The organism is Cupriavidus basilensis OR16 (assembly GCF_000243095.1).
Taxonomy (GTDB): Bacteria; Pseudomonadota; Gammaproteobacteria; order Burkholderiales; family Burkholderiaceae; genus Cupriavidus; species Cupriavidus basilensis_D.
The window spans coordinates 1-16,957 of record NZ_AHJE01000044.1 but is presented as its reverse complement, the minus strand read 5'-3'; the positions used below and the strand labels follow the sequence as shown (position 1 = coordinate 16,957).

Annotated in this window: 15 protein-coding genes and 1 pseudogene; 14 read left to right on the top strand and 2 right to left on the bottom strand. The window is 66.4% G+C overall.

Annotation, left to right across the window (positions count from 1 at the left end; all coding sequences use genetic code 11):
* The first annotated feature begins 55 nt into the window (after window positions 1-55).
* Both OR16_RS16365 and OR16_RS16360 read left to right on the top strand, forming a co-directional pair.
* On the top strand, window positions 56-715 hold the full coding sequence (locus tag OR16_RS16365) for an AAA family ATPase (protein WP_006159055.1): 660 nt from the start codon (window positions 56-58) through the stop codon (window positions 713-715).
* 2 nt (window positions 716-717) lie between these two features.
* Window positions 718-1,731 carry a ParB/RepB/Spo0J family partition protein gene (locus OR16_RS16360; RefSeq protein ID WP_043420002.1) on the top strand — a complete coding sequence of 338 codons (1,014 nt, stop codon included), beginning with the start codon at window positions 718-720 and terminating at the stop codon, window positions 1,729-1,731.
* A 48-nt stretch (window positions 1,732-1,779) separates the two neighbouring features.
* Here the strand turns inward: OR16_RS16360 and OR16_RS16355 are convergent, their stop codons facing one another.
* Window positions 1,780-3,480: a phage integrase family protein gene (locus OR16_RS16355; protein ID WP_006159053.1), complete on the bottom strand. Its 1,701-nt coding sequence runs from the start codon at window positions 3,478-3,480 to the stop codon at window positions 1,780-1,782.
* Window positions 3,481-3,979: 499 nt separating this feature from the next.
* Between OR16_RS16355 and OR16_RS16350 the strand changes: the two genes are divergently transcribed.
* The 7 genes and pseudogenes from OR16_RS16350 to OR16_RS45845 all read left to right on the top strand — a co-directional run.
* Window positions 3,980-4,840: a helix-turn-helix transcriptional regulator gene (locus OR16_RS16350; RefSeq protein WP_006159052.1), complete on the top strand. Its 861-nt coding sequence runs from the start codon at window positions 3,980-3,982 to the stop codon at window positions 4,838-4,840.
* Window positions 4,841-5,096: 256 nt separating this feature from the next.
* A complete protein-coding gene (locus OR16_RS16345; RefSeq protein ID WP_006159051.1) occupies window positions 5,097-5,501 on the top strand; it encodes a response regulator transcription factor in 405 nt (134 codons plus the stop codon).
* A gap of 99 nt (window positions 5,502-5,600) precedes the next feature.
* Entirely contained in the window at window positions 5,601-5,954 is a 354-nt protein-coding gene (locus OR16_RS45850) for a hypothetical protein (protein ID WP_006159050.1), read from the top strand.
* A gap of 606 nt (window positions 5,955-6,560) precedes the next feature.
* Complete coding sequence (locus tag OR16_RS16335) at window positions 6,561-7,229, top strand: phosphatase PAP2 family protein (protein ID WP_006159049.1); 669 nt, start codon at window positions 6,561-6,563, stop codon at window positions 7,227-7,229.
* A 125-nt stretch (window positions 7,230-7,354) separates the two neighbouring features.
* Window positions 7,355-8,764 carry an undecaprenyl-phosphate glucose phosphotransferase gene (locus OR16_RS16330; protein WP_006159048.1) on the top strand — a complete coding sequence of 470 codons (1,410 nt, stop codon included), beginning with the start codon at window positions 7,355-7,357 and terminating at the stop codon, window positions 8,762-8,764.
* Window positions 8,765-8,892: 128 nt separating this feature from the next.
* The gene (locus OR16_RS41330) at window positions 8,893-9,144 is read left to right on the top strand and encodes an acyl carrier protein (RefSeq protein WP_006159047.1); all 252 of its coding nucleotides are present in this window, start codon (window positions 8,893-8,895) and stop codon (window positions 9,142-9,144) included.
* Window positions 9,141-9,419, top strand: a pseudogene (locus tag OR16_RS45845) (acyl-CoA dehydrogenase family protein); the annotation flags it as partial. The gene OR16_RS41330 and the pseudogene OR16_RS45845, both read left to right, overlap by 4 nt.
* 266 nt (window positions 9,420-9,685) lie before the next feature.
* Here the strand turns inward: OR16_RS45845 and OR16_RS45840 are convergent.
* Window positions 9,686-10,006, bottom strand: a complete 321-nt coding sequence (locus tag OR16_RS45840) for a hypothetical protein (RefSeq protein ID WP_237717083.1) — start codon at window positions 10,004-10,006, stop codon at window positions 9,686-9,688.
* A 47-nt stretch (window positions 10,007-10,053) separates the two neighbouring features.
* Here OR16_RS45840 and OR16_RS44590 point away from each other — a divergent pair, with 47 nt between their 5' ends.
* From OR16_RS44590 to OR16_RS16295, 5 genes are all read left to right on the top strand, one after another.
* Window positions 10,054-10,947: an amino acid--[acyl-carrier-protein] ligase gene (locus OR16_RS44590; RefSeq protein WP_006159045.1), complete on the top strand. Its 894-nt coding sequence runs from the start codon at window positions 10,054-10,056 to the stop codon at window positions 10,945-10,947.
* On the top strand, window positions 10,947-11,939 hold the full coding sequence (locus OR16_RS16310; RefSeq protein WP_006159044.1) for a DUF1839 family protein: 993 nt from the start codon (window positions 10,947-10,949) through the stop codon (window positions 11,937-11,939). Before OR16_RS44590 ends, OR16_RS16310 begins: the two co-directional genes overlap by 1 nt.
* 10 nt (window positions 11,940-11,949) lie before the next feature.
* Window positions 11,950-14,565, top strand: a complete 2,616-nt coding sequence (locus OR16_RS16305) for a glycoside hydrolase family 2 protein (protein ID WP_006159043.1) — start codon at window positions 11,950-11,952, stop codon at window positions 14,563-14,565.
* 277 nt (window positions 14,566-14,842) lie between these two features.
* On the top strand, window positions 14,843-15,565 hold the full coding sequence (locus OR16_RS16300) for a Crp/Fnr family transcriptional regulator (protein WP_006159042.1): 723 nt from the start codon (window positions 14,843-14,845) through the stop codon (window positions 15,563-15,565).
* A 32-nt stretch (window positions 15,566-15,597) separates the two neighbouring features.
* On the top strand, window positions 15,598-16,957 hold a 1,360-nt coding region (locus OR16_RS16295; RefSeq protein ID WP_043419996.1), incomplete at its 3' end, for a GNVR domain-containing protein.

Sequence of the window (16,957 nt, the reverse complement as noted above, 5' to 3'; positions counted from 1 at the left end):
GACTAAAGTTGCGGCTAGAGATAATCGCGCTTTCAGCGCTGAAAGAGAGGTCGTAGTGCCAGCTAAAATCATCACGGTCTTTAACCAGAAGGGCGGGTGCGGAAAGACCACGGTCAGCATGCATCTCGCCGGTACGCTTGGATTGCGCGGCGCGCGATCGATGCTTGTGGATATGGACGAGCAGGGGACGGCAACGCGTTGGGCCGCACAGGCAAGCGATGAGCGGCCTTTCCCCGCATCCGTGATCGGCCTGGCTCCGTCCGGCGGTGCGATGCACCGCGAAGTCAGGAAGTTCATCCAGGACTACGACTACATTGTGGTCGATTGCCCGCCGGCGGTGCATTCGGCAGCGCCCTCGAGTGCCCTGCTGATCTCCGATCTGGCCATTATCCCAGTCGTTCCGTCGCCTCCAGACCTGTGGGCGGCCGTGGCCGCCAAGACCCTGGCCCAACACGCTCAGGTTCAGAATGAGACGCTGCGTATCCGCGTCATGGCAAACATGGTGCAGCGGCGCGTCTCCATTGCCCGCCAGGCGATTGAAATTCTGGGGGATGACCTGGAGATACCACTGATGCAATCGATGATCGGTTCGCGTTCACCGTTCCGCGAATGCCAGGCGATTGGATGCACCGTGCACGGCGTGGCCGGTGCGCGTGAGTCCGTGCAGGAAGTCGACATGATGGTCGACGAAGTATTGTCTTTGATTGAGCACTAGGTATGGCGACAAAATTGAAAAGCCTCAAGGCAGGCATGTTGGCGGGAATGGCGGCGGAAAAAACGCGAGGGGACTCGCTTGATCGCTTTGCCCGTGCCGAAGCGGCAATTTCGCAGCACCCGAACGGCTTGCTCCAGGTACGCGGCAGAGAGCTGAGCCCAATTTTCAGCGCTGAAAGTGAGTCCGAGGAGGAGGGTGGACGAATCCTGATGAAGGTGCCGCTAGCCCAGCTGCACGACAATCCGTTCAATGCCCGTCGCATCTATGATCCCGTGGTGGTGCAGGAACGCGCGGCCTCCATTGCCACCCACGGCCAAAAGACGCCGGGCTTGGCGACACCGGATCCGGCTCGGCCAGGGCACTACATCCTGGTCGATGGCCACTATCGCAAGCGTGCACTGGCCTCCGCCGGCAAGCTCGAGATGGAATGCTTCATCGAAAGCAATCTGAGCGACCTGGATTTCTATCGCCTGTCCTTCTTGCTCAATGAGCAGCGTTCCGATCAGTCGGCGCTGGACAACGCGATTGCATGGCGGCAACTGCTGGACGAAGGCAAGGTCCAGAAAGAGGAAGACATTTGCGAGTTGACAGGCATGTCGGCCGGCACGGTAAACAAGACACTGGCGCTACTGAGATTGCCCGAGACGGTCCTTGGCGTCATGCGTGAGCGTCCCAGCGCGATCGGCATTGCCACCGGCTACGAACTGACGCTCTACTGCAAGATCGTTGGGGAGGACCGTACGCGGGACCTGGCCACGCGCATCATGGCAGAGGGCCTGTCCAGCCGTGAGGTCGAGGCGATTCGCAAACACGCGCAAGAAGGCAAGGCGCGCAAGATCAAGGAGATCAGCCGCCAGTACAAGATCCGCAGCGATGCTGGGCAGTTGCTGGGCACGATCAAGGAGTGGGATTCCGGGCGCGTGGTGCTGGACGTGCAAGTGGGCGACCGCGGCGCACGAGAAGCGTTGGTCGAGACCCTCAAGGCACGCTTTGGCCTGGAAAAGACAGCTAGCTGACAGTTTATGCAGAAGAGGGGGAGGGCCGCGATAACCTACCTCCGCCGCTCATCCGAGGGCTGGATCCACATGCCCCTCCACGTCTGCCCCGGAATCCTCCGGGGCTTTGCCGACGGTCCCAGCGCTTTTCACACGGGTTCTTCGCCCCGCCAGGTCGCGCGGCGAGCGGGCAGCAAACTCGGCATCTTCGGCCTCCCGATACCGATCAATTGCCTGGCTCAGCAATGCGTGCAAGCCCCTTACCGAGTAGCCTGAGCCAGGCGACCTGTCGGCCTTGCGCCTGGCACGGCCGGTAGGCGGGAGCCGAGGGGGGCCGACGAGAACGATCGGCTGGCGAGCCAGGCTGTCCCAATCCAGCCCGCGGTCCTGCCAGTGATTCGCCAGCGCACCGCGGGCGGCAGCACTAAGCCCTTCCTCGCCGCAGCGCGCCTTTGCGGCACCGAGCGTACCAACTTCTTCACGCGTACCAACTTCTTCGTGCGTTCCAAGCTTGTCGCGCGTCAATGTCGCGAGGCTCGCGAATCCGATCGGCTGCTCCTGCAACAAACGGACTGCCGCTTCAGCGGCGCGATAGCGGATGCCTTCCGGATCCCGGCCCTGGGCAGCCAGCCAGTCCAGGAATCCAGCCAACGATTCGGGCTCAAGCGTGGTCCCGGCGGCAACCGGCACCGCCACGCGCGACGCCATCCGCTTCGCCTGGCTCTCGGGTTGCCAGACGTGCTCCGCAACATGCCCCTGGTTTTGCAGCCATTCAAACAGCGCGCCCAAGATGCGCGAAGCATGCAGCACGCTGCTCTCCGACAGCGGGCCGGTGAACGGCCGCCATGCGGCGGACTCCCTTGGCGCACGCGGCCCAACCCACAAGCGGGCCGGCGCGGGATGGCGAAGGAAAGCAAAATAGTCCTGGCGATCCTGCTGATCCAGCATCGCCAGTGCTTTGCCTCGCTCCATGGCCGTCCAGAGCAAGAGCCGCTCGGCCTCCTTGCGGTAGGCCAGCCAAGTACTTTGCTGCGCGTGATTTGCTGCCAGCCAAGCCCTGACGGCCGTCAGATCGCTATCAAAAGCGCCTTTAACATCACAAATAGGTGTGGTGCCTGCCACCGTACCTGATTCTTCCACGCGCATCAGCTCGAACGGCACCAGCTGGCGCAATTGCGGCCCAAGCGTGGCCTCAGCCAGGCGGCCCCGCGCGAAAACGTGGTCGCGCAACAAGGGCTCACCCCGCTCATCCCGGACGACATCCCGATGATCGGCCAGCCAGCGGTTGATCGCCGCTCCGGCAAGGGCGCCGATGCGCGGCACCGAGCGCCACCACGCATTGCCATGGCAGTTGGCAAGATCCACCAGAATATGTAGATTTGTTATCTTTTGGGCCCGCAGCCGGCGCGCCAGCGCCGGGGAAAACCAGAGCTCAATGCCATGATCGGCACGGGGCTGGGCGGTACCAAGCCGTTCCAGCTCGGCAAGGGCTTCGACCCGGCGGTCCATGCCCCGGTTGGAACGCCCGGGGCCGCCTTCCAGCAGTTCGGCCAGGTCCTGCCGGCTATGCAGGTGCGCAAGCTGCACCATGCGGTCGCGCAGCCCGAGCAATAGCCGCAAGGCAGATTCGCCGCCGGCATCGTCGTCGTCGCTGTCATCACTGAGGTAGCGCCCGGCTACCATGGCGGCCGGCATGCCCTGTACATAGGCCCGGACAGCGGCAAATTCGCTGCGGGTGAGGCTCAGGTTAGGGACCTTACCGGGCTGCATGACAACACCCAATTCGGTCGCTAAGATCTTGATTCATAAGGCACTTAATCAATCGCTAAATGCATCCGGGTATAAATGCATAGTGAAATTCAATGCCGATAATTATAACGGCAAAACCCCCGGATTTCCCCGGTTAGCGGCCTGGGCACAGCCCGATCCGGCCACGCCGCCCAACATCGTTGGCTTCGCACGACACGCTCGCAGGGTGTAACCCTGACTTGCAATCACCCCCGCCAGTGCATATCCTGAATCCCAGAGTTAGATTCCTTTAACTCTGAGTTAAGAAACGTCTACAGCGTGAAAGAACGCAAACGGGGCGATTCGAAAACGACTCCACGGGATGGTCAGTCGGGCAGCGGGACCTGGACGGGTACGCTGTCACGGCCTGGAGACGAAACGGATCGTATGGAAATGCAACCGCAACATAGTGGGCATTTCCGTTAGCATGCGCGGGTTGTCGCGGGGCTCGCCATGCCGTAACAAAAAAAAGAGAGCGGCCATGGCCACAATCCTCTTGATCGAGCCTCATCCCCTCCTGCGCCTGGGTCTGCGCCATTTGTTGACCCAGGCCGGCCTCCACGGCGACCTCGTCGATATCGATCCAGGCGCCCTGCCCTATCCAGCCGAGTGGCTCTGCCATGCCGACCTGATGATCTACGGATTGTCAGCGGATCCGGCGTTGAGCTGGCAGGAACTGGATCAGGCCTGCCAGACGCTGATGCCGAAGCGGGTCCTGGTGCTATCCGAGCAGATCCTGTCGCCGTCAAACGGCGCCGCGATGCCTGACAGCGTGCGCGGCCTGTTGTCCAAGGCATGCAGCGCCGACATGCTGGACGCGGCGATCCGCCTTGTCCTTGCCGACGGCGAGTGCTTTCCCGCACGGGCCCAGGCAGCGTGCGCAAATGCGAGCCCTGTGCCGTGGCCCTTGATCCAGGCAAGGCCGTCGCCTGCCACGCTACATATGCACGCCGGTCCGATCCAGGCCGATGCCGAACATCACGCGGCGGCCCATCCGGTGCAGCACCTGCCGGGCGCAGGCGCACCGGAACCGGAGACGCCTTCGGCCGGATCGCACCTGCTCAATATTACCGAGCGCCAGTACGAGGTGCTGGCTCTGCTGGCGCGCGGCTATCCGATCAAGACGGTCAGCCGCCTGCTGAATATCTCGGTGGCTACCGCCAAGACGCACGCGTGCACCCTTTACCAGCGGCTGCACGTGCGCAACAAGGGCGAGGCGGTTTACGTGGCGCTGCAGCGTGGCGCGAAGCTGAGCTGGCCGGGTCCGGCAACGGCTGCCGTGCCGGTTCGCGGCGCCGGGCTGTCGCCGGTCGAGTTGGCCAGCGTCTGCCAGGCGGCCTGATTGATCGTCCCGCCAGGCGCGCGCAGCGGCGCCTGGCGGCCCAGAGCACCAGCGACTCCATCCCTGCGCAACACGCCGCCTCATCCGAATGCACGAGGCGGCGTAGTGCCGTAATTGCTACCCTGATCCACAAGTGCCTCTCGCGGGAAGCCTACCCTGGCGCTCGCTGGCTTCGTGCAACCAACGTAACCCGCTGTCACCCACAGCCGATGACAACGCTCCTGCTTGCCCACAACATGATGCTGCGACGGGGGGAGTGCTGCGGCACCTCCGCGAGTTCTCAGCGCTCGCCCCCGTGCTATCGCAGACCCCCGAATGGCTGCTGGAGGCGACCCCGGCCGAATTACCCCAGGGTCCCATCGATTTCGCGCTGCTCGACTGCAGCGGCACCGATACCGATCCATTCCGGCTGCTCGACGCGCTTCAGTCCCGCCTGGCGCCACAGCGCTGGCTGGTCATGTGCGAAGCTCCCGATCCCGCGTTCACCAGCTACGCCGCCGGCCTTGGTGCCAGCGGCTGCCTGCCGGTGCCCGCCTCGCCCGAGCAAACGCGGGCCGCCGTGGCGCTGGTGCGCGCCGGTGGCCAGTGTTTTCCGCGCCGGGCTTTCGCCATGCCAGTGCCTTCCCCCATCGGTCCAGGTCGGTCTACGGCAAGGGGATGATGCGCGCGCCGATGCGGCCACCTATGCTGAAAGCACGCGGGTAACGAAGCCGGGACGCTCGATGTCAAGCCGGCCGCCGCGCGTTGCACAGGGGGTCGTATGGAAAACGGGCTGGATATCCTGGTCGTGCGCGGCTTTGCCGTGCCGGAGGGCCGGGGCAAGTGGGCGTGCTGCTACGAAATCAGGTTGACCACAGGGCGCGACGAACCGCTGCTCTATCGCGGAGAGTTGCATGGCAGGCGCTACGCCTGCGAGGCCGCTGCGATCGCGGCAGCCACTTTTGCCGGTGAGCAGGAAGCGCGAAGGCAAGTGGCTTCCGTGCGGGCCGGATTGCTCGCTCGCCACGAGTACTGCGTGGTGGTGGCGAGCAGTCTACGCGTGAGCGCGTGCATGTGCGCGTGCCTGAGCCGGCGGCCGGCTAGGCCGGGGCCCCTAACCGGGGCCTCCCGGTAGCAGCGCGGGAGGCAAGCGGCTGGCCATCCGGGGCAAGGCAGCAAGGGCAAGTCAAGAAGAGGGAGCGGCGACGAGCGCGTGCTCGGGGGACCGGAAATTTTCCGGTGCGCATGCCGGTACGGATGCGCGCACGCGTGTTTCGGTCGCAGCGCATGCTGCGCCGGATCTTGATGGCCACGTCGAGCCGGCCGGCAGGCGGCAAACCGTGGCCTGTTTCTTTGCCTGGCGGCGGCTGCCCGCAGCATGGTCAACACCCGAACGTGCGGCGCCAAAAAAAGAGCCCGCCGACCGGGGGACCATGCGGACTCTAAAGTGGCCGGCGCGATTCCGCTCGGCGGGCCACTCTTCGACGATAGCTAAACACCGGCGGTAGCTGTATCGACCAGAAGACGCATTTGCCACATGGTTGAAGGGCTGGCCCGCCGGCTCCCTGGGGAAACCCGCCAGCCCAGCGCGTGCTTCGCACCATCGCCTGGCCCCGCGGGTGGCACCCTGGCCGCCTCATGCTTCTGGCTGGGTTTAGGCCGGCCAGGAAGCCCGCGCGGCGGGCAAGCCCGTCGCGCAACTGTGTTACTTTGCTCGCGTGCCTGACCCTCAACTGCCATCATGATTCCCTGGTATTTCATCTCCCGCTTTGGCGAAACCTCCCTGCTGCTGCCCTGCGCCGTGTTGATCGCCGCTTGGCTGTTCCATGCCGGGGCTGTGGCCAGCGCACGGCGCTGGATGCTGAGCTTTGGCGTGACCGCCGCGGTGGTGCTGGCCTCCAAGCTGGCCTTCATGGGCTGGGGCATTGGTTGCGCGGCGCTGAACTTCACGGGGTTTTCCGGGCATAGCATGATGGCGGCGTCGGTATTGCCGGTGTTGTTCTACCTGGTCGTGTCGGCGCGCCATCCTCGTCTTGCTGTCGCCGCTGGCTGGGTCGGCCTGCTGCTGGCGTTGCTGGTTGGCCTGTCGCGGCTGAAGCTGCAAGCGCATTCCGGCTCCGAAGTGCTGAGCGGGCTTGCGCTCGGATTTGCCGTCAGCCTGAGCTTCATCTTCTGGGGCCGGCGGCCGGCTCGCTCCGCACCGGCTCTGGCAGGCGCGCTGGTGGTCGTCTTGATGCTGGGCGTGCCGGCGATTGGCGTCGCCGCGCCCACGCATCACTGGCTCGAAATGCTCGCGGCCCGGATGGCCGGGCGCGACAAGCCATTCCAGCGCGGGCAATGGCGCGAATGGGCGGGCCAGCGCGAGGGCTCCGCGGTGCTGGCCTGCATGCCCACCTCCACACCTCCCTGAGCCTGGCGGCCCGGCCCGCCAACACGCGTCCTGAGCGCGTGTGTGCGCCAGCAAACAGACTGAGCGCTGCTGCGGCACAACCATGATCTGCATCACCAGTCCGGCTTGCCGGATGGAGGCAAATCATGTCGACGGTCCGCGCATTCGTTGCCGAGAGGCAGGCCGCGCTGCAAATCCTGTATCGCTTTGCCGATGCGGCCATCGTCGCCGCCTGCGGCGCGGCGGTCGGCGCACTGCTGTTCCCGCAAGGCCTGCGCGGCGCCGCCCCGGTCCACGGCTTCATCACCGTGCTGTGTTCGGTAAGCACCCTGCTGGTGTTTCCCGCCTGTGGCCTGTACAACTCCTGGCGCGGCCGCAGCAGGACCGCGTTGGCGGTGCGCACGCTCGCGGCTTGGGGCGCGGTCTGCTTGCTGGGCCTGGTCACCGCGTACCTGATGCACCAGTCGGCCGCGCTGTCCCGGCTTTGGTCGATGGGCTGGGTGCTGAGCGTGGCCGTCATGCTGCTGGCCTCGCGGGTGGTGCTCTACGGCATGCTGGGCAGCGTGCGTGAGCACGGCATCAACGCCAAGCGCGTGGTGATCCTGGGCTATGGCTCGCTCGGCCACGAGATGTACCAACGGGTACGGAACAATCGCGGCGCGGGCTACGACGTGGCCGGTATCTACGACGAAGGCACGGCGCAGCCGGTGCCCGCGGGCGTAACGCGGCTGGATTCGCTGCAGCAGGTCTGCACGTTCGTGCGCAACAACGGCGTGCGCGAAATCTGGCTGACGCTGCCGATGGCTGCATGCCGCGATCTCTATGACGTGGTGTCCCACTTCCGCAACGACCTGATCGACATCCGCTGGGTGCCCGACATCATGTCGGTCGAACTGCTCGGCCATCGCTTCAGCGACTTCCTCGGCCTGCCGGTCATCGACCTGAACAGCCCGCCGCAGTCGGGCATCACGGGTTTGCTCAAGGGCAGCTTCGACCGTGCTTTCGCGCTAGCGGCGCTGGTCGGGCTGTCGCCGCTGCTGCTGCTGATCGCCGTGCTGGTCAAGCGCTCCTCTCCCGGCCCGGTCCTGTTCCGTCAGGCCCGCCTGGGCATGGATGGCCGGCCGTTCCACGTCTACAAGTTCCGCACCATGGTGCAGCACCAGGATGTGGGCTGCGTGACCCAGGCCGTGCGCGGCGATGCGCGCGTCACCCGCATTGGTGCCTTCCTGCGCCGTACCAGCCTGGACGAGCTGCCGCAGTTCGTCAACGTGCTGCGTGGCGATATGTCAGTGGTGGGCCCGCGCCCGCACGCCATCGAGCACAACGAGATCTACAAGGAAGTCATCGATCGCTACATGCTGCGCCACCGGGTCAAGCCCGGCATCACAGGCTGGGCGCAGATCAACGGCTTTCGCGGCCAGACCGACACGGTAGAGAAGATGCGCAAGCGCATCGAGTTCGACATCTTCTACATCCGCAACTGGTCCTTCCGCCTGGACCTGCACATCATCTTGCGCACCGCGCTGCATGGCTGGACAGCGCGCGAGGCATTCTGAGCCCTTCGCGCCCCCGAACACCAAGGCCGCCAGCCGGCATGCGAAGTTGGTGGGCCAGCGCACCGAAGCCGGCTGCCAGCTGCGGCCCAATGATGAAACCCGACCATCCTCACCGAGGAGAAACAGAGATGAAGGCAACCATTCGACAAATCCTTGCCGATGTGGCGCGGCTCGACGTGTCGGTCGACGTGCTCGACGACCACGCCGATCTTTACGAAGCCGGATTGTCATCGCTTGCCACCGTCCATGTGATGCTGGCCATCGAGAATGCACTCAGTATCGAGATCCCGGACGCCATGTTGACGCGGCAGCTCTTTCGCAGCGTCAACTCGCTGGCTGCGGCGGCCGAGCAGCTAAGACAGCAACAGGAGGCAGCATGAGCCCCCCCCTTGCCAGCGTGGACCTGGCTCGCCCGATGGCCGCGCACACCACCGCCGCCGAGCTGGTGGCAGCGGCGCAGCTTGCCGCGCTCGAAGCGGCCAAACATGCCGATCAGGTCGACCGCGACGCAGCATTCCCGCACGACGCGTTTGCTGCTATCCGGCAGCATCAGCTGCTCAGCGCCATGGTGCCTGCGGCGCATGGCGGCGCTGGCGCCTCGCTCGACACGGTCGCGGCCATCTGCCGCGTGCTGGGCGCAGCCTGCTCTTCTGCCGGCATGGTCTACGCCATGCACCAGATCCAGGTGGCCTGCATCGTCGAGCACGGCACCGGCAGCCCCTGGCATGAGCAGTTGCTTGAACGCATCGCCGCCGAGCAATTGCTGCTTGCCTCGGCCACCTCCGAGGAAGCGATTGGTGGCGCCCTGCGCAACAGCGGCTGCGCCGTCAATGTCGAGAGCGACCGCTTTCACCTGCTCAAGATGGCACCCACGATTTCCTACGGCGCACAATCCGACGCCATCCTGGCCACCGCGCGCCGTCATGCCGACGCCTCGCCCTCGGACCAGGTCATGGTGTGCCTGCTGAAGGACGATTTCACGCTGCAGAGCCTCAACACGTGGGACACCCTTGGCATGCGCGGCACCTGCAGCAACGGCTTTCGCCTGGAAGCGCGCGGCGCCTGCGAGCAGATCCTGCCGGTGGCGTTCGGCGAGATCGCGGACGGCACCATGACGCCGGTGTCGCACATCCTGTGGGCCGCCTTGTGGACCGGCATCGCCAGCGACGCCGTGCAGCGCGCCAAGGCCTTCTTCCAGGGCCAGGCGCGTGCGCGCCCGGGCTCGCTACCGCCCTCGGCCACGCGTGTGGCCGATGCGGTGGCGATGGTGCAGATGATGGAAGGGCGGCTTGAGCTCGCCCTGGCGCATCAGCGCCAGCGTCACGCCGAGCGGGGTCGATGGCGTCTATGGCCGCAGCGCGGTGTTCGAGGCCATCGCAGACGGCCTGAACGTGGCGGTCACTGCGCTCGGCGCCGACCAGCGCGCGGAAGTGATGCGTTTTCCGCCCGCCATGTCGCGCGAGGATTTCGAGGCGAGCGACTACCTGAGGAGCTTTCCGCAGCTCGCTGGCACCGTGCACAGCTTCTGCGGCAGCGATCGCGACCATCATCGCCTGCTGGCGCGGATGGAGGCGGGCGAAGAGTGGGCCGACGAGCAGCGGCCGACCCGCGTGGTGCTCACGCCGGCCGCTTGCTACCCGATCTATCCGGCGTTGGCGCGGCGCGGCCCGATGCCGCCGCAGGGGCTGGTGGTGGATGTGTCGTCGTATTGCTTCCGCCACGAGCCCTCGATCGATCCAGCGCGCATGCAGATGTTCCGACAGCGCGAGTACGTGCGGCTGGGCAATGCCGGGCAGATCATCTCCTTTCGCCAGGAGTGGATGGCGCGCGGCCAGCAGCTGGCCACCCTGCTCGAGCTCCCGCATGAGGTGGAGGTGGCCAATGACCCGTTCTTCGGGCGCGGCGGCAAGATCGTGGCGGACAGCCAGCGCGAACTGAAGCTCAAGTTCGAATTGCTGATACCGATCAACGAAGGCGCCCCGCCCACGGCGTGCATGAGCTTCAACTACCACATGGACCATTTTGGCCAGGTGTGGACGCTGCGCACCGCCGACGGCGAGCCGGCGCACACCGGCTGCGTGGGCTTTGGCATCGAGCGCCTGACGCTGGCGCTGCTGCGCCACCACGGCTTCGAGCTGTCGCGGTGGCCCAAGGACGTACGCGCCACGCTGGGAGGGCTGTAATGCTCGTCGACCCGCGAACCCTGGCGCGCGGCGCGCACGTGTCGCACGCCTTGCACAATGGCAATCCCGTCTGGCCGCAGACCAACTGCTATGTGGACTTGTGGATCGAATTGCTGCACGGCTGGGAGCTGGATCCGGTGGCGGCGCTTGGCTTCACCGTGTCGCAGGATTTCGAGGGCGACCAGTTCACCTTCTTCAAGTACCCGCCCGACGATCTCGAGCGTCTCTACGGCGTGGTGGTGCAGGAGCTGTCGCTGTATGAATCGATGGAAGACCGCGTCGCCGGGCAGACCTGCCGTGGCCACGTGGTGCTGCTCGAGGTGGATGGCTTTTACCTGCCGGACAACCGGGCTACGTCGTATCGCCGCGAACATACCAAGACCACCATCGGCATCGACGTCATGATGCCCGAGGCGCAGTCTGTGGGCTATTACCACAACGAGGGCTATCACGTGGCCACCGGCGAGGACTATGCCGGGCTGTTCCGCCGCCTGCCCGCGCTGGCGGACGATGTGAACCTGCTGTACCCGTACGCCGAGGTGGTGCGCCGCCGCTTTCCCGCACTGGAAGGGACGATGCTGGTGCGCGCCTCGCTGGCGCTGCTGCGCAAGCACCTGGCGCGGCGTCCGCGGCAGAATCCCATCGCAGCCTTCCGCACGGCGTTTCCCGCGCACCAGGAAGCACTGATGGCGGGTGGCGAGCAGACCTTCCATCCCTACGCCTTTAGCGTGCTGCGCCAGCTCGGCGCCAACTTCGAGCTGCTCGGGCAGTACCTGCGCTGGCTGGCGCAACATGGCCAGCCGATGCCCGAGAGCATTGCGGGCGCGTGCCAGAAGCTCGCGTCCGAGGCCATGGTGATGCAGTTCCGCCTGGTGCGCTCCATCATCAGCCGCCGCGTAGATCGCTGCCAGGATTGCCTGGACCAGCTCGAGGCCTCCTACGAGGCGGCGGTGCCGGCGCTGGCGAGCTACGTGGGCGAAACCGAGTACTGAGGCGCCCGCCATGCGCGCGCCGCTCGTCTTGACGCCCGTCCCCGGGCGACCCGTGCACCGGCAGCCGCTCGCCGGTGGCTGGACCTTGCTTGAGACGCCCGCCGGCGCCGTGGCAGCGCCCGCGGCGCTGGCCGGGCGCGGCCCGTGGCTGCCGGCCCAGGTGCCCGGGACGGTGGCGCAGGCGCTCCAGGCTGCGGGGCAATGGCAGGCGCAGGCACCGCGGCCGCTGCACGATCACGACTACTGGTACCGCGCGACGGTGTCCGGCGCGGGCGCGTACCGCCTGCGCCTGCACGGCCTGGCCACCGTGGCCGAGGTCTGGCTGGACGAGGTGCGCGTGCTTGAGGCGCAGAACATGTTTACGGCGTTCGAGGCCGAGCTTCATCTCGACGGCGAGCACGTGCTGTGCTTGTGCTTTCGCTCGCTGCACCGCTGGCTGCGCACGCAGCGCGGCCCGGTGCGCTGGAAGCCGCGCATGATCACGCCGTCCACCATGCGCCTGGTCCGCACCACGCTGCTCGGCCACATGCCCGGCTGGTGCCCCAGCGTGCATACGATCGGGCCCTGGCGCGGCATCGACCTGCTACCGCTTGCTACCGACGCGAGCCCGCTGCTGACGGCGCGCCTGGTTCTGCAGGCAAGCCTGGCCGCGGATGCGGCGCAGGGCGGCGTCATCCGGCTGCGCCTGTGCGACGTGGCAACGCTGCCGCCAGCGATGACGATGATGCTGTGCGCTGATGGCCGTGAGGTACCCATGAAGGCGGTGGACGCCGGCGCTGGCGGCATCGTCTACGAGGGCGAGCTGCCCGTGCCAGAGCCGCGTTTGTGGTGGCCGCACACGCATGGCACGCCCGAGCGCTATGCGGTGCACCTGCGGCTCGGCGAAGAGCGCATCGCGTGCGGGCAGGTTGGCTTTCGCCGCATCGAGATCGACCATGGCAGCACCGACTGCCTGGCGGACGGCGAAGAGGACGCCCAGGGCTTCGCGCTGCGTGTCAATGGCGAGCGCATCTTTTGCCGCGGGGCTTGCTGGACCAGCCACGACCTTGCCGGCCACGCCGATGCGCCCGCCGAAGTGGAACAGTGGCTTGCGCTGGCGCACGGAGCGGGCATGAACATGGTGCGCGTGAGTGGCGTCACCTGCTACCAGGGCGAGGCCTTCTTCGACGCATGCGACGCGCTCGGCTTGCTGGTCTGGCAGGATTTCATGTTTGCCAATTTCGACTACTCGGGCAATGCCGAGGCCGCACGGCCGCTGATGGCGCAGGCGGCGCGCGAGGTCAGCGAATGGCTGGCGGCGCATCGCCATCATCCCAGCGTGGCCGTACTGTGCGGCGGCAGCGAGGCCGAGCAGCAGGCCGCGATGATGGGCACGCCCGCAGCCACCTGGCGCCAGCCCTTGTTCGACGAAATCATTCCGGCGTGCGTGGCGGCCTGGCATCCCGACGCGGTTTACGTGCGCAACTCGCCGTCCGGCGGTGCATGGCCCTTCCAGGCCGACAGTGGCGTGACGCACTACTACGGCGTGGGCGCCTACCAGCGCCGGCTTGACGACGCGCGCCGCGCCAATGTGCGGTTCACCTCGGAGTGCCTGGCGTTTTCCAATGTGCCATGCGCGCGCACCATGTCCGATGCGCTCGCGGTGCCGCCCGTGCATGACCCGCGCTGGAAGGCCCGCGTGCCGCGCGATGCCGGCAGCGGCTGGGACTTCGAGGACGTGCGCGACTTCTATCTGCGCGAATTGTTCAGGGTGGACCCGCCGCGCCTGCGCTACGAGGACACGGCGCGTTACCTGGCGTTGTCCCGCGCCGTGGTGGCGGAGCTGATGACCGACGTCTTCAGCGAATGGCGGCGGGCTGGCTCGACCTGCTCGGGCGGCCTGGTGTGGCAGTTTCAGGACCTGCTGCCCGGCGCGGGCTGGGGCATCGTCGATGCGCTGGCCCGGCCCAAGTCGGCCTGGCATGCGCTGCGCCAGGTGTGGCAGCCGTTGCAGGTACTGATCACCGATGAAGGCCTCAATGGCATTCACCTGCACCTGATCAATGAGAGCGCCACGCCGCGCAATGTGCGCCTGCAACTGCAATGCTGGCGCAACGGCGAGAACACGTTGCTCGATGTCGCGCGCGATGTTTGCCTGGCTCCGCGTTCCACGCAGCGCATCAGCGGCGCCGCGCTGGCGGGGGTCTTTTTTGATTTCACCTACGCTTATCGTTTCGGGCCGCGCGTGCATGACGTGGTGCGCGCCGCGCTGGTCGATCCCGGCGACGGGGCCTTGCTGAGCCAGGCCTGCTACCTGCCCGACCGTAGCGCGGCCGCGCTCGAGCCGCCAGAGCTGACGGTCGACGTGGCGCGCGAGGATGGCGAATGGTGGCTCACGGTGTCGACGCGGCGTTTTGCGCGCTGGGTGCATATCGACGATATGGCCTTTCGCGCCGAGCATGACTGGTTCCATCTCGCGCCCGGCTGCCGGCAGCGCGTGCGACTCTTACCCGATGACGGCACGAAAGGCGGAGACCGTGCAGGAGCGCAGGGTGTAGGCCTTGCACAGGCAGATCCCATCCCGATGGGGGAGGTCCACGCACTCAATGCGCAGCGCGCGCTTGCCTATAGCGCGCCAGGCGCCTGAAGAGGCGGAAATGCGCCGGGCGATGGTAGCGCGAAGCGCCGCCTGACTGTCATTGCCGCGCGCTGGCGACGCAGCCCGGCCGCGCTCTCCAACCTACCGAAGGATGATCAGGTTTCAACCGTGCGGCTACTGTTGGCAGGGCCACATATAGCACTTAATACAAGCACAAATGCCGTGCGAACCAGGGTCAAGGAAAAGGTGGTCGGCGCGGGTCCCCGGATCACGGCGGGCCAGCTTCGATCGAGGTGTTCGTACGGCTGGTCACGGGGAGCGGGAAATGATCAGTCAGCGTTCGGATCTGCACGTCAATCATGTCCTTGGGGTCTTGCCGCGCAAGGATTGGGAATCACTGTCGTCGCATCTTGAGCTGGTGCGCATGCGCGCAGGGCAGTTGCTGACCGATTCCGGCCAGCGCATTCACCATGTCTATTTCCCCACGACGGCCATCGTTTCGATGCTGTCGTTGCTGGAGGACGGCGCCACCGTGGAGATCGCCGCCATCGGCAATGAAGGCCTTGTCGGCATCCCTGTGCTGACCGGTGGCGATACCATGCCCTGCCGCGTCGAGGTACGCACGCCAGGCTTTGCCTACCGCCTCTCGGCCGCCACGCTCAAGCAGGAATTCATGCACTCCCCGGCGATCCAGCGCGTCACCTTGCTCTATGTGCAGGCCGTGCTCACCCAGATTGCACAGACCGCCGTGTGCAATCGTCACCACTCGCTCAACAAGCAGCTTTGCCGCTGGCTGCTGCTGGCCCTCGATCGCATGGCGTCCAACGAGCTGGTGATCACCCAGCAGGTCATCGCCAACATGCTTGGCGTGCGTCGCGAAGGCGTGACGGAAGCCGCGGGCAAGCTGGAGGACCTGGGCTTGATCCAGCATAGCCGCGGGCACATCACGGTGCTCGACCGCCATGGGCTGGAGGCGCATTCCTGCGAGTGCTACAAGCTCGTCAAGCGCGAGTTCGATCGTTTGCTGCCGGCGCTTGCCAGTGCTTGAGGCGGGAGTGGGGTTGGGTCAGGGAGATTGCCGTGAACAGGTTGTTCTTTGCCGGCGCGTCACCGGCTGCAAATGAGCCGGCGCCGCCGCGCGCGCGCGGCTCGCGCGTGCTTGTCGATCACCTCGGCTGGATCGTTGCGCTGACGTTTGCCGGTGGCGCCATCGGTGCGCTGATTGCGCTGTCCATGCCGCAGCGCTATCGCGTCGAGGCGCTGGTGCAGGTGGAGCCACGCGATGGCGGGCAGAATGCCGCCGCGCGCGGCGGGGCGCAGGGTGGCCCCATGGTGCCGTTCGATACCGGCATGCTGACCAGCCGCGCGGTGGTGGGGCCCGTGGTGGAACGGCTGCACCTGGATGTCTCGGCGGTGCCGTTGCGCGCACCGCTGGTGGGTGCGCTGGTGGCGCGTTTTGCCGAGCCCGGGCAGGCCATGGCGCCTTGGCCGGAGAGCCTGGGCTACGCCTGGGGCGGCGAGCGCATCCAGATCGACAGCCTGGCGGTGCCCGAGCGCCTGCTCAACGTGCCGTTGATGCTGGAAGTCCAGCCGCAGGGCCACTATCGCCTGTATGTCGGCAATGCGCTGCTGTTCGAGGGCGTGGCGGGCGAGCCGGCCGCGGGCAACGATGTGGAGTTGCAGGTGGCCAAGCTCGATGCGCAGCCCGGCACGCGCTTTGAACTGATCCGCCATGATTCGCTTTCCACCGTGGATGCCATCTCGCGCGAGCTGGTAGTGGACGAGCACACGCGCGACGCCGGCACGGTGCGCATCTCCTGGCGCTACCCGGATCGCAAGCTGGCCGCCGCGCTGGTCAATGGCGTGGCGCAAGCGTATATCGACAGCCAGACCACCCAGCGCCGCGACGATGCGGCCGGCAGCCTTGCCTTTGTCACCGGCGAGCTGCCGCGCGTGCAGGGCGAGCTGGAGCGCGTGCAGGGCGAGCTGGAGCGTGCGGAGGCCGCGCTCACCCGCTACCGCACCCGCAGCGGCACCATGGCGCCAACCCAGGACGCGCAGTCGTACCTGAACGGCAGCATGGACTACCAGCGCCAGATCGCCGCGCTGCGGCTGGAGCGCACCCGCCTGCTGCAACGCTTCACCACGGACAGCAATGAGGTGCGCACGGTCGACACCCAGATCCAGGAGCTCAGCAAGGTGCGCCGCGATATGGATTCGCGCATGCAGAACCTGTCGGAGACAGAGCGCGAGTCTGTGGCGCTCACGCGCGACGTGAAGGTGGCCGAGGACATGTACATGACGTTGCGCAACCGGATGCAGCAGCTTTCGCTGGTGCGCTCGGATCGCTCCAACAACATGCGTATTGTCGATGCGGCGCTTGCGCCGGCCCGGCCCGACGGAGTCGGCCCGTGGCCGCTGACCGGCGGCGGCGCGCTGC

Excerpts from the sequence above, each read along its gene's own strand:
- OR16_RS16360 (WP_043420002.1), top strand. The coding sequence starts at position 718 with ATGGCGACAAAATTGAAAAGCCTCAAGGCAGGCATGTTGGCGGGAATG.
- OR16_RS16355 (WP_006159053.1), bottom strand. The coding sequence starts at position 3,480 with ATGCAGCCCGGTAAGGTCCCTAACCTGAGCCTCACCCGCAGCGAATTT.
- OR16_RS16350 (WP_006159052.1), top strand. The coding sequence starts at position 3,980 with ATGGCCACAATCCTCTTGATCGAGCCTCATCCCCTCCTGCGCCTGGGT.
- OR16_RS45850 (WP_006159050.1), top strand. The coding sequence starts at position 5,601 with ATGGAAAACGGGCTGGATATCCTGGTCGTGCGCGGCTTTGCCGTGCCG.
- OR16_RS16335 (WP_006159049.1), top strand. The coding sequence starts at position 6,561 with ATGATTCCCTGGTATTTCATCTCCCGCTTTGGCGAAACCTCCCTGCTG.
- OR16_RS16330 (WP_006159048.1), top strand. The coding sequence starts at position 7,355 with ATGTCGACGGTCCGCGCATTCGTTGCCGAGAGGCAGGCCGCGCTGCAA.
- OR16_RS41330 (WP_006159047.1), top strand. The coding sequence starts at position 8,893 with ATGAAGGCAACCATTCGACAAATCCTTGCCGATGTGGCGCGGCTCGAC.
- OR16_RS16310 (WP_006159044.1), top strand. The coding sequence starts at position 10,947 with ATGCTCGTCGACCCGCGAACCCTGGCGCGCGGCGCGCACGTGTCGCAC.
- OR16_RS16305 (WP_006159043.1), top strand. The coding sequence starts at position 11,950 with ATGCGCGCGCCGCTCGTCTTGACGCCCGTCCCCGGGCGACCCGTGCAC.
- OR16_RS16300 (WP_006159042.1), top strand. The coding sequence starts at position 14,843 with ATGATCAGTCAGCGTTCGGATCTGCACGTCAATCATGTCCTTGGGGTC.